Annotated in this window: 14 protein-coding genes; 6 read left to right on the top strand and 8 right to left on the bottom strand. The window is 36.4% G+C overall.

All coding sequences use genetic code 11. The features are described 5' to 3' along the window. Positions 1–14: 14 nt before the first annotated feature. Both IEX65_RS04455 and IEX65_RS04450 read right to left on the bottom strand, forming a co-directional pair. Positions 15–779 carry an MBL fold metallo-hydrolase gene (locus IEX65_RS04455; RefSeq protein WP_188764830.1) on the bottom strand — a complete coding sequence of 255 codons (765 nt, stop codon included), beginning with the start codon at positions 777–779 and terminating at the stop codon, positions 15–17. A 104-nt stretch (positions 780–883) separates the two neighbouring features. Next, positions 884–1,252 carry a response regulator gene (locus tag IEX65_RS04450; protein ID WP_188764829.1) on the bottom strand — a complete coding sequence of 123 codons (369 nt, stop codon included), beginning with the start codon at positions 1,250–1,252 and terminating at the stop codon, positions 884–886. A 225-nt stretch (positions 1,253–1,477) separates the two neighbouring features. Here IEX65_RS04450 and IEX65_RS04445 point away from each other — a divergent pair, with 225 nt between their 5' ends. Beyond that, positions 1,478–2,245: a UDP-2,3-diacylglucosamine diphosphatase gene (locus IEX65_RS04445; RefSeq protein ID WP_188764828.1), complete on the top strand. Its 768-nt coding sequence runs from the start codon at positions 1,478–1,480 to the stop codon at positions 2,243–2,245. A gap of 6 nt (positions 2,246–2,251) precedes the next feature. Here IEX65_RS04445 and IEX65_RS04440 read toward each other — a convergent pair whose 3' ends face one another. Next, a complete protein-coding gene (locus IEX65_RS04440) occupies positions 2,252–3,025 on the bottom strand; it encodes a tyrosine-protein phosphatase (protein ID WP_188764827.1) in 774 nt (257 codons plus the stop codon). Positions 3,026–3,239: 214 nt separating this feature from the next. Beyond that, positions 3,240–3,779: a dTDP-4-dehydrorhamnose 3,5-epimerase gene (gene rfbC / locus IEX65_RS04435; RefSeq protein WP_188764826.1), complete on the bottom strand. Its 540-nt coding sequence runs from the start codon at positions 3,777–3,779 to the stop codon at positions 3,240–3,242. A 173-nt stretch (positions 3,780–3,952) separates the two neighbouring features. On the opposite strand from rfbC, the gene pyrF reads away from it, so the two are divergent. Continuing rightward, positions 3,953–4,816 (top strand): orotidine-5'-phosphate decarboxylase, encoded by an 864-nt coding sequence (gene pyrF / locus IEX65_RS04430; protein WP_188764825.1) that lies wholly within the window; start codon positions 3,953–3,955, stop codon positions 4,814–4,816. A gap of 139 nt (positions 4,817–4,955) precedes the next feature. After that, positions 4,956–6,227: a DUF2851 family protein gene (locus tag IEX65_RS04425; RefSeq protein ID WP_188764824.1), complete on the top strand. Its 1,272-nt coding sequence runs from the start codon at positions 4,956–4,958 to the stop codon at positions 6,225–6,227. A gap of 71 nt (positions 6,228–6,298) precedes the next feature. Here the strand turns inward: IEX65_RS04425 and IEX65_RS04420 are convergent, their stop codons facing one another. Beyond that, positions 6,299–6,505 carry a hypothetical protein gene (locus IEX65_RS04420; RefSeq protein ID WP_064197826.1) on the bottom strand — a complete coding sequence of 69 codons (207 nt, stop codon included), beginning with the start codon at positions 6,503–6,505 and terminating at the stop codon, positions 6,299–6,301. Beyond that, entirely contained in the window at positions 6,502–7,989 is a 1,488-nt protein-coding gene (locus IEX65_RS04415; RefSeq protein WP_188764823.1) for a CCA tRNA nucleotidyltransferase, read from the bottom strand. The genes IEX65_RS04420 and IEX65_RS04415 overlap by 4 nt, the downstream gene beginning before the upstream one ends. 305 nt (positions 7,990–8,294) lie before the next feature. On the opposite strand from IEX65_RS04415, the gene IEX65_RS04410 reads away from it, so the two are divergent. After that, positions 8,295–9,575: an NAD(P)/FAD-dependent oxidoreductase gene (locus tag IEX65_RS04410; RefSeq protein ID WP_188764822.1), complete on the top strand. Its 1,281-nt coding sequence runs from the start codon at positions 8,295–8,297 to the stop codon at positions 9,573–9,575. Between the two features lie 227 nt (positions 9,576–9,802). Here the strand turns inward: IEX65_RS04410 and IEX65_RS04405 are convergent, their stop codons facing one another. Continuing rightward, positions 9,803–9,997, bottom strand: a complete 195-nt coding sequence (locus IEX65_RS04405; RefSeq protein WP_188764821.1) for a hypothetical protein — start codon at positions 9,995–9,997, stop codon at positions 9,803–9,805. Positions 9,998–10,246: 249 nt separating this feature from the next. Here IEX65_RS04405 and IEX65_RS04400 point away from each other — a divergent pair, with 249 nt between their 5' ends. Then, on the top strand, positions 10,247–10,471 hold the full coding sequence (locus IEX65_RS04400; protein ID WP_188764820.1) for a DUF5963 family protein: 225 nt from the start codon (positions 10,247–10,249) through the stop codon (positions 10,469–10,471). Between the two features lie 135 nt (positions 10,472–10,606). Continuing rightward, on the top strand, positions 10,607–11,263 hold the full coding sequence (locus tag IEX65_RS04395; RefSeq protein WP_188764819.1) for an OmpA family protein: 657 nt from the start codon (positions 10,607–10,609) through the stop codon (positions 11,261–11,263). A gap of 74 nt (positions 11,264–11,337) precedes the next feature. Here the strand turns inward: IEX65_RS04395 and IEX65_RS04390 are convergent, their stop codons facing one another. Next, entirely contained in the window at positions 11,338–11,817 is a 480-nt protein-coding gene (locus tag IEX65_RS04390) for a PA2169 family four-helix-bundle protein (protein ID WP_188764818.1), read from the bottom strand. Positions 11,818–11,898 lie beyond the last annotated feature (81 nt).

The raw sequence follows: 11,898 nt of genomic DNA, 5'->3' as shown, positions 1-11,898 counted from the left end.
TGGAATGAAGAAAATTACAACTTAACTTGAAGGCCATCATAGGCCAGTCTTATATTTGGCGGAAGCTCTTTTTCGACTTCGCTGTGCAAACCCATTTTGTGGCTAATATGAGTGAAATAAGTGACATCCGCATTTACTTTTTGAGCAACTTCAATGGCTTCATCAAGAGTAAAATGAGAGATATGTTTTTGACGTTGTAAAGCTCCCAACACCAATACTTTTGAGCCATAAGCTTTTTCTAATTCTTGCTCAGAAATATAGTTTACATCGGTAATGTAGGTAAAATCTTTAATACGGAAGCCTAAGACTGGCAAACGGTGGTGCAGCACTTCGATAGGTGTGAAAGTCTCTTCTTTGATAGTAAATTCTTCATTACCAATTTCGTGCACATTAATCAATGGTACGCCAGGATATTTCTGTTCTTCAAAAGCGTAGGCAAATTCACGTTTGAGTTGAGCCAGCACTCTCGGATGCCCATAAAGGTCTAAATGTTGAATGCCATGCAGATAATTGTAAGGACGAATATCGTCCAGACCAGCCGTGTGGTCTTTGTGTTCGTGGGTGTAGATAATTCCGTCGATGCGAGGAATACGTTCACGAAGTGCTTGATGACGGAAATCAGGCCCCGTATCAATCACAAAACTTTTATTTTCTACTTCAATCCAAACCGATACTCTGAGTCGTTTATCACGGTAATCCAGCGAATTACAAACCTCACAGCCACACGTCAGTACGGGAATACCACCCGAAGTACCTGTTCCGAGAAAAGTTACGTTCATTTTAGTCAATGATTGAATGAATGAGTGAGCGAATGATAGAATAAGAAAGAATTAGTTTCTTGATAAACAATTCTATCATTCACTCATTCAATCATTGAAAATTATTATTCCGTTAGTCCTTTTACTACTTCGACTAATTTATCAAAATTCAAAGGTTTCATCAAAGCATCATTAAAACCAGCTTCTTTGAAATCAGTTTCTGAATAATTCTTTGCATTGCCTGTAATAGCCACAACAGGAAGTTTTGCCTTTGTTTTATCGCTCAATTCACGAATCGCTTTCACACACTCCATACCATCCATAATCGGCATATTGATGTCGAGCAACAAGATGTCAAAATCTTCTTTGTCGAGCAATTGCATCACTTGTTCGCCATTCTTAACGGCAGTAATTTCAAAATTCTGGAATTCCAAAATCTTTTTGGCTAAGTTCTGAATCACTGAGCTGTCTTCGGCAATTAATACTCGTTTCATTGGATAATAATATTGTTTTATAAAATGGTCTTATAAGAATTCGGTCGTAAATATAAGGAAAGATGATTTTCTATAAAATCAAATTTTGCTTTATTTCAAAACTACGCATAATTAGTATCAAAAACGACAAAATTTCAACAAAATTTCTGTTTTCGTTTAAAATATTCATAAAATTTTGTGTGCTTTGTGCAAAATTTCAATTTTCATAGAATTGCGTTAATGTTGATGAATCGTACAATCCCCGCAGGAAAAAAAATATACTTTGCCTCTGATTTTCATTTGGGTGCTCCATCGCACGCCGAAAGCCTCATCCGTGAACGACGAATCATTGATTGGCTCGAAAGTATTCGTCATGATGCCGAAGTAATCTTTTTGGTTGGCGATTTGTTTGATTTTTGGTACGAATATAAGCACGTTGTGCCGAAAGGTTTTGTACGTTTTTTCGGAAAATTGGCTGAATTATCAGATGCTGGCGTCGAAATTATTGTCTTTTTAGGCAATCGAGATATGTGGATGACCGATTACTTTGAAACTGAGCTAAATATTCGCACCATTCGCCGCCCGCAAGTTTTTACATTCAATAATAAAACTTTTTATGTCGGCCACGGCGACGGACTCGGTGCTGATGATTTTGGTTATAAAATTTTGAAGGTTGTCTTTGAAGGAAAAATACCACGATTCTTGTTTGGGCGAGTTATGCACCCAAATCTCGGCATGTTGTTTGGCCAAATTTGGACTAAAAATAGCTGGAAGAAAAAACGTAAACCCGAAGAGTTTTTGGGTGAAGAACGAGAGCATTTAGTGCAGTATTCCAAGCAAATTGAAATCAAAACTCACCATGATTTTTATGTTTTCGGCCACCGACATACAATGGCCGAAATGAATATTTCTGATACTGCCCGCTATGTTAATCTCGGTGATTGGATTTGGCACAATAGCTATGCGGTTTTTGATGGCGAAACCATGCAGTTACTAACTTTTCAAGCAAAATAAACAATTTTAGGCATAAACAGTAGATTTATTCTCCAAAAGTGTATTGTTTAAAATATCAAGTTTGGTTGCTTCTTTGAATATTTTCAACTTAAAAGCTTGTTTGATACTTTCAAGTTGTGTCAGACTATGACAATCTGAGCCTAAAAACGCAACCAATTTTCTATTAATTAGTAGTTCGGCCAATTCTTGGGCTTGTTTAGAATAATAACCCGTCAGAGAACCAATATTTATCTGAAAAAGTACACCATTATAAGCCAAACGATTGATAGCTTCAATATCATTGAGATTGACGTAGCGTTCGGGATGAGCCAGAACTGGTGTATAACCAGCTTGTTTGATGCGTAAAGCAGCTTCGAGGATGTATGAGGCTTTTGTGACAAATGATGCTTCAAAGAGTAAATATTTTCTGTTTCCACCAAAAGTCAACACTTCTTTGCGTTCGATAAGCCTAAATAATTCATCTTCTAAATAATATTCGGCAGCAGCTTCCAATTCCATCGCAATATTTCTGCGTTTCAATACACTCCTCAGTATGTGTAGCGATTGCAAGATGTCCTCGTAGGCGTTGTTGTAATAGCCTGTCATCACATGGGGTGTTACAATTATCTTGCGATACCCTATCTGATACATTTCTTTAATTATTTCAATGCTCTGTTCAATATCAACAGGGCCGTCGTCGAGCTGCGGCAACAGATGTGCATGAACATCAACTGTCAAATCAGGTGTTTGAGTAGTAGTAGAATTACTCAAAACCCCTCTCTTAAAGATTGATTCAAACATTAAGGATAGTTTATTTTTTGGCATATTAGGATTCAATCAAGGCAGTCTAAAAACCTTAGTCTGCGATATTCTCTTGATGTCCCAAGACCATGCCAAATGTATCCGTTTATTGTATAAAAATAGCAAGCGGTATCAATCGCTTGCTATTCAATATTTTAAAAAAATATTTATCAGTAAATACAAAATTGGTACAATTTGTGACGAAAATTTTCCCTTAACTTTTGTTGAATAAATCCTTAAAAGTTGGAAGTTCTAAATCCTTTTCAGATACATTCGGATTCTCTATTCCCCAATCAATATTTAGGTCAGGGTCATTCCAAATAATTCCACCTTCGGAAGCTTTATTGTAATTATTTGTGCATTTATAGGCAAAAATACTGTCTTCGAGAGCCGCAAAGCCATGAGCAAAGCCTTCGGGAATATAAACCATATTTTGGAGTGTGGCATCCAAAACAAATTTCTCATATTTTCCAAAAGTTGGTGAGTTTGGGCGAATATCAACCGCAATATCAATAACTTTTCCACTGATGACCCTTACGAGTTTTCCTTGTGCGAAGGGAGGATTCTGAAAGTGAAGTCCTCGCAATACTCCAGCCGTAGAAAATGACTGATTATCTTGCACAAACTGAAATGGAATACCATTTTGAGCAAAAATATCATGTCTGTATGATTCAAAAAAGTGGCCACGGGAATCGCCAAAAATTCTTGGGTATACTTCAATCAGTCCTTCAATACTTGTTTTTCTAAACTCCATTATCGGATAATAATTTTAAAATAGGCAAGTTAATTTTTCAATCAATTACTTAGATAACTGACTTCTTCTAAGGTTTAAGAATACACAAAAGTAGTATATACTAAATAAAATCGTGTTATTTTTCTGATTAAATCGTATAATTTGCAGAAATTTGCCCTAAAAACCAGCAAAAAATGACAAAACAGCAGCTTTTCGAGCAAATCACTAAAAAAAACTCCTATTTGTGTGTGGGTCTTGATACCGACATAAAAAAAATACCGTCTCATCTCCTTAAAGAAAAAGACCCAATTTTTGAATTTAATCGCCAGATTATAGACGCAACCGCTGAGTTTGCGGTTGCTTACAAGCCAAATATTGCTTTTTACGAGGCATTGGGAGCAAAAGGCTGGGAAAGTTTACAACGCACAATTGAATATATACCACAAGAATGTTTTACAATTGCTGATGCAAAACGTGGTGATATTGGGAATACATCGGGGCTTTATGCTCGTACATTCTTTGATAAAGCTTCTTCGGGACTTGACTTCGACTCAGTAACGGTTGCTCCGTATATGGGTAGCGATTCGGTAATGCCTTTCTTAGAATTTGAAGGAAAATGGGTGATTCTTTTAGCTCTTACTTCAAACGCAGGTGGCGATGATTTTCAGCAGTTGCAAGTCAATAGTCTTCAACAACCGATAACCAGTAACCAATCTCCAGTAACCAGCCTCTACGAACAAGTTATTTTGACTTCTCAAAAATGGGCTGATTCAGAGCGAATGATGTATGTTGTGGGTGCTACTAAAGCAGATAAACTACTAAAAATCAGAGAAATAGCTCCCGAACATTTTTTACTCGTACCAGGCGTCGGAGCTCAAGGTGGTAGTTTAGAAGAAGTATCGAAATACGGTATGAATAAGCAATGTGGCTTGTTGGTAAATTCTTCGAGAGCCATTATTTATGCTTCTTCTGGTGAAGATTTCGCTCAAGTTGCTGCCAAAGAGGCACAAGCAGTACAACAAGAAATGGAGAAATATTTACAGATGTATCTGAATTGATAATTGATAATGGACAATTCACAATAGGAAAACCACTAATTCTCAATCAATTTCAATATCTAAATCATCATTTTCAATTATGTATTTGTAAAAAGTCGTTTTCATTATCAATTATTCATTTTCAATTATCCATTAAAAGATGACTGAGGCATTTCTACACTATCTTTGGCAATTTCAGCAGTTTGATAAATCAAATTTGCAAACGATTTCGGGTGAAAAGATTTCTGTACTAAAAACAGGTATTCTAAATACCGATGCAGGCCCTGATTTTACTAACACTCGTCTTCAAATCAATGAAATTGAGTGGGTTGGTAATGTAGAAATTCATGTAAAATCTTCGGATTGGCAGCTTCATAAACACCAATATAACGAAGCCTACAACAATGTAATTCTGCATGTAGTTTGGGAAAATGACCAAACAATTACGAGACAAAATGGTAGTTTGATTCCGACACTCGAATTGAAATCAATTACAGATATTCAGCTTCTTGACAAATATCAGTATTTAATTGATAATCAGTCTATTATTCCATGTAAAGAGCATTTTTCGGATATATCTGATTTATCGAAATTTGCCATTTTAGATAAAGTTTTGGCGAAGCGTTTGCAGCAAAAAGCTCAAGTTGTGGAGCAACTTTTAGAGAAAAACAACGGTGATTGGGAAGAAACGGCGTATCAGCTTTTGGCCCGAAACTTTGGTTTTAAACTCAATTATGAAACATTTCTGAGGCTTGCTCAAAATCTACGATTAAAGGTTCTGCAAAAACACCGAGATAATCTTACACAAATCGAAGCTATGCTATTCGGGCAAGCAGGTTTGATTGAGAAAGTTGATGAATATTCAGAAAAACTAAGCCAAGAATATGACTTCTTTTCAGCAAAGTTTTCGTTGAAATCAACTCAATTAGCCTCGCACGAATGGAAATTTCTACGTACTCGACCTGCCAATTTTCCGACTATTCGCATTGCTCAACTGGCCAAGCTGATTACGCAACAGCAAAGTTTTTTCTCGCTTTTTACACAAACAAATTCGATTGAAGATTTGCGAAATTCACTAAAAATTGAACAATCAGTCTATTGGCAAGAACACTATAATTTGGGGAAAGTTGCCAGCAAAAAACTGGTAGGTTTGGGTAAAGATTCTATCAATAATATTCTGATAAATACGGTTATTCCTCTTTTGGCTTGTTATTCTGAAAAAACTGATAATCAGGAGTTTATGGCAAGATGTGTAAGTTTTTTGGAAGCATTACCAGCCGAAGACAACCATATAACAGAAATGTGGGAAGGATTAGGCCTGACCATAAAGTCAGCTTTCGACTCACAAGCGAGTATTGAACTTTACAATAATTTCTGCACACACAAACGCTGTTTGCAATGCAATGTGGGGATTGAGATTTTGAAGAAATAATTACCTCACCCTAAATCCCTCTCCTGCAAAAGGAGAGGGACTTTATTAGTTCCCCTTTAGGGGCGGAGGGGTTACGTACGATTTACCATCGAAATGCCCGATACCAACAAAATTAGGCCTAAAACGGCTGGAGCTATTTTTCTTGCACCTTTCACGGTCAAGCCCATCACGGTATCATCGGCTGACATAAATGCAATACAAGCAAATAACAATAATAATAGACCCATTCCAGCTAAAATTCCGCCGAGCATTCTTTTAAATTTAGTTCCGTCATTCATTCCTTATCTTCGAGTTTAGGTGTTTCTAAAATATTTCTTATTTCTTCTATACTTTTTACGGGTTTCAAGTTCAGTTTTTTACCTTCTTTCAATACATATTCAAAAGATGGTTCAAATTCGTTTGGAATAATTCCTTCTAAAACTGCTTCTCGTAAGGCCAGTTTTATAGTTCCAACTTCTTTCGAGGGCTTCAAATCAAAAACTTCCATGATTATCTCACCCGTGATTACTGGCTGAAAATTACGAAGTTTATCTTTTTCTTCCAACTCAACGAGCATTTCTTCTACTTTATCGAAGTTGGCGAGGTATTTTCTTACTTTATTTGGGTCTTTTGAAGTAATATCGGCTCGGCATAAAATCATCAAATATTCCAAATCTTCGCCCGCCTCAAACAATAGCCTACGTAATGCCGAATCAGTGATGCTCTCTTTGGCTAAAGCAATTGGACGAAGGTGTAAGCGAACCAATTTTTTCACCATTCGCATTTTGCCATCGAGTGGCAATTTCAACTTTCTGAAAATATTTGGAGTCATTTTACCGCCTAACTCCTCGTGTCCGTGAAACGACCAACCGATTTTCGGGTGAAATTTTTTGGTTGCTGGCTTAGCAATATCATGTAAGATTGCTGCCCATCGCAACCACAAGTCATTCGATTTAACAGCCACATTATCAAGCACTTGTAGCGTATGATAAAAATTATCTTTATGGCCTTTCCCATCTTGGGTTTCTACACCTTGAAGCTCACAAAACTCTGGAAAAATGATTTGCAATAAACCCGTATAAAACAATAGTTTGAAACCATAAGAAGGCGTTTTCGACAGCACTATTTTATTCAGCTCATCAGTAATGCGTTCTTGTGAAACAATGCTGATGCGGTCTTTCATGGCCGCAATGGCATCGAAAGTTTTTCCGTCAATATCGAAGCCAAGTTGTGAAGCAAACCTCACGGCACGCATCATGCGGAGTGGGTCGTCGGAAAATGTAATTTCTGGTTCGAGAGGTGTGCGAATCAACTTACGTTTAATATCCTCCACTCCACCGAATGGGTCGATTAGCTCACCGTAGTTTTTTATATTTAATGAAATTCCAAGAGCATTTATCGTAAAATCTCGGCGATTTTGGTCATCTTCGAGGGTACCGTCTTCGACCAAAGGCTTGCGAGAATCGTGGCGATAAGATTCTCTTCTTGCCCCAACAAATTCAATTTCTATATCTCCCGATTTGATTTGTGCTGTCCCGAAATTCTTGAAGAAACTGACATAAACATTAGCGTTAGCATCATTTTTTTCGAGGTTTTTGGCAACTTTTTCCGCCAATTCTATGCCACTTCCCACACAAACAACATCAATATCTTTATTTGGGCGATTCAATATAAGGTCACGAACGTATCCGCCAATTACATAAGCATCGACATTTATTTCGGCTGCCGAACGTGCAATTAGTTCAAAAATGGGTTCGTTTTGTAAGTTTTCTTTAAAATTCATTTAGTCGATGGTCAACAGACGACAGTCGATAGTTTTTGTAAACTGTTCTATAAAAATACAAAGGTACAAAGGATTGAAGACCTAAACAATTTCGGTAAGAATATTACAGAAAAACTACGAAAACTAATGCAAAAAATGTAATTTTGAAACGAATATGATAAGTCAATGAATAAATTCACTGGCCATCAGAACAAAGAATAAGACTAGAAAAACAAAACGATTTGAATCGTTTTATAACAAAAATCCTTTGTTCAATTAAACGGCGATTTCAATCGCTGTTTTCATCGAAAACAAAAACTCAAAACATGACTCCAAATATTCCAGAAACTAACCAAACTCGTATCGTAATTGTCGGTGCTGGTTTTGGTGGTTTAGCTCTCGCTCAAAAACTCGCTAAGCATGATGTGCAGATTGTATTGATTGATAAAAATAACTATCACCAATTTCAGCCACTTTTTTACCAGGTTGCCATGGCGGGGCTTGAGCCAAGTTCGATTTCGTTTCCACTTCGTAAGATTTTTCAAAGAAAGAAAAATGTACACATTCGCATAACAAAGGTGCTGAAAGTGAATACTGAACAGAAAACTTTAGAAACCGAATTAGGCGAACTCAGCTATGATTATTTGGTGATGGCCATGGGTGCGGATACTAATTTTTTCGGTATGCAAAACATCATTGATAACGCAATGCCGATGAAATCAGTTTCGGAAGCTATCTATTTGAGAAACAAGGTTTTGCAGAATTTAGAGGATGCTCTTACAGCCACGGATGCTGATGCTCGTGAAGGTTTGATGAATATGGTTGTGGTCGGAACCGGCCCAACTGGAGTAGAGGTTTCGGGAACTTTGGCTGAAATGAAACGACTGATTTTGCCAAAAGATTATCCCGAATTAGATTTCAATCAGATGAAAATCTATTTGTTTGGTTCGTCGCCTGAGGTATTGGAAGTAATGTCGGATGAGGCATCAGTGAAAAGTAAAGAATATCTTGAAAGGTTGGGCGTAATCGTGCGAAATGGTGTAAGAATTACGGATTTTGATGGCAAATACGCTTACACACAAGAGGGCGAAAAAATCAGAACCAACAATGTAGTTTGGGCGGCAGGAATCAAGGGCAATTCGATTGAAGGTTTCGCGAAAGAAGTTTATGGAGGTGGTAATCGACTGAAAGTCAATGCTTTCAATCAAGTGGATGGTTTGCCTAATGTATTTGCCGTTGGCGATATTGCTTTGATGAATGGCGATCCCAAATTCCCGAATGGACACCCGCAAGTGGCACAACCTGCCATTCAGCAAGGTGAATTATTGGCAAAAAATCTTTTGAAAATTCTGAGAAAAGAAGAACCAGTGGGTTTTGAATATAAAGATTTAGGCTCGATGGCAACCGTTGGAAGACATTTGGCGGTAGTTGATTTACCTTTCTGGAAATTCCAAGGGGCTTTTGCGTGGTATGTGTGGATGTTCGTGCATTTAATGGCCATCTTGGGCGTAAAAAACAAAGTGATGGTATTTATCAACTGGCTTTGGAATTATGTTACTTACGACCAATCGTTAAGATTGATTATTAAGCCGAAGGTGAAGCAGTGATGTAGGGTGAGTTTCAAACTTGCCTCACTCAATAAAACATTTATAATATTTCGTTCTAAAAATTTCAACTAAAAATAAAATGCTTGCCTTTATTGCCAACAGCTAAAGCAGAAGGAATGAAAGCAAGCATTTTAATAAAGTACAGCTAATTTAAGACCAATTTTAAAATATATCGTAGTTTTTGTCTTTACAACTTCATCGTAATTGATATTGTCATAAAGATTATTTTATACTTCATCTTTAGTTGTAGCGAGCAATCTTACCCCTGCGAAGAAGAACACTGCTCCTAAAATTCCGCCCAATATAATTGCTTTTATGTCGGCTTTGCCTACTGAATTATCTACAAAGGATGCCCCTGCATAAACTAACCCTGCAATTCCTAATACTGTGAGTAGTGTTCCAAAAATCCTTTTGACATTCATAGTGTTTAAATTATTTTAATTTTCTGATTTGATGATGTTCATAAAAATATCATTCTAAGAGGTTTCTGCCATAAAATCGTTGGTTTGAGCATTCATTTCCCCACTTATCAAATCCCATACTACTTATCGTTGCTGATAATGAGCAATTATGGGAAAAGTATCATCGGAACTCCAATAATTGGGTAATGGCACAAGATTTTGATTGAGATAATCAACAAATGTTTTTCAACTACTAAGCTTAAAAATTATATGAACACAAATCGAATCATCGGAATCGTCCTAATTATAGTGAGTTTATTTATTGGCTACACAGGCATTAATAAAATATCACAAAACGATGCATCGGTAAAAGTATTAGGTCTGAAAATAGACGCTTCAAACGAATCAGGCAAAAATCAAGGTTTTATATACATCGGTATTGCTGCAATTATGTTTATTGGAGGCATTGTTACACTTAATAAAAAACAAGCCTGATTTCTCACCTTTTCGTTTCAAAAGAATCTCTTTTTATAGCCAAAAACCACACGCATGAGTAATATACTCCACAATTCTGGGCTGGTTCGATTATTTATTAATCATTATCATAGAAAACTTCAAACAAACAATAATATGAAAAATTCAAAAATTTTAATCCTCACGCTCGGAGCAACTTTTGCTCTTGGTGCATGTAAAACGGCAAAAGTAAGTTCAGTGCCATCGACTGCCTACCAAACAGATATTGTCAAAACTGAAGATTTAGCAGACCTAAAATATCCTTTAGCTGACTCTGTGATGAAATATTCGATGAAAGGTAGTGCTGACGCTATTCTAACCACCGAAATGGTTAGTTTATCTAAGCAAATTACAGATAATATGTCTGATAAAGTATCGGTTTCGCAGTATGGACAGGGCGTTGTAGTTTCGTTGAATAAAGGCAATGTTTTTGGTGTTGATGATTTCACACTAAACGAAGAAACTAAGACAATTCTAAGAAATCTTGCCTATAATCTTGTTCAAAACAAAGAAAATTATATTGTTGTATTTGGTAGAGCAGATGCCACTGGCAATACAAAACATAACGAGCAACTCGCCTATAAGAGAGCCTCGTCGGTAGCCAATTATCTTTATGGATGTGCCATTGATAAAAACAGATTATTTGTAGAAAGTTTTGGAGAGAAATACCCCGATTACAAGAATGTCACTAAGTTAAACATGGATAAAAACAGAAGGGTTGATATTTTGATAATACCATCCAACGAAATCCGAGAAAGTGTAGGTAAGTTATAAAACCTCCTTTTACAAAAAAAGCTATCATAAGAAAATATGATAGCTTTTTTTATGCGTTAAACAAATATTTGAGGTTACTCAACAACAAGCGGAGTTTGCTCTCCATCTTTAACTTGTAATTCTCTGATTGAATTATGGGCATTACTCAAATAAGAATAATGCTTTAGAAGCAACTCTTTGATGGCTTCTAAAAGTTCAGCCCCCCTCTCAAGCACATTTTCATAGGCTGATTTAATTAATTCTTCGGCTTTGCTGCAAGTATCAAGTATTTTATCATCGGGATGTGAGGTAAATATTGATTTTGCTTGTAAGAATGTACGCTTAAATTTTCCTACAAAAAGCTTAAATTTGAGTACTATTCCATAATTGACCTTTAGTGCAATTCGCAAATCATCTGCCATTTCAGCACTCTGAAAAGCTAATTTTTTATAAAGACCTGCCAAATTTTCGTCAGAAGATTCGATACTTGCTTTTTCATAAATTCTTACACGCTCTTTGTGCAAATTTATGATGTTATTCAAATCTTCGACCATTGGGTTTGTTATATTTTTCATGGTTTAAAAAGGTTTGTGTTAGAAACAAAAAATTGAGTTACATTTTATATTAAAACACTTATAATCAATAACTTGAGACAC

It is taken from the genome of Emticicia aquatilis (genome assembly GCF_014644295.1).
Classification (GTDB): domain Bacteria; phylum Bacteroidota; class Bacteroidia; order Cytophagales; family Spirosomataceae; genus Emticicia; species Emticicia aquatilis.
This window is presented reverse-complemented; position numbering and strand designations above follow the sequence as displayed.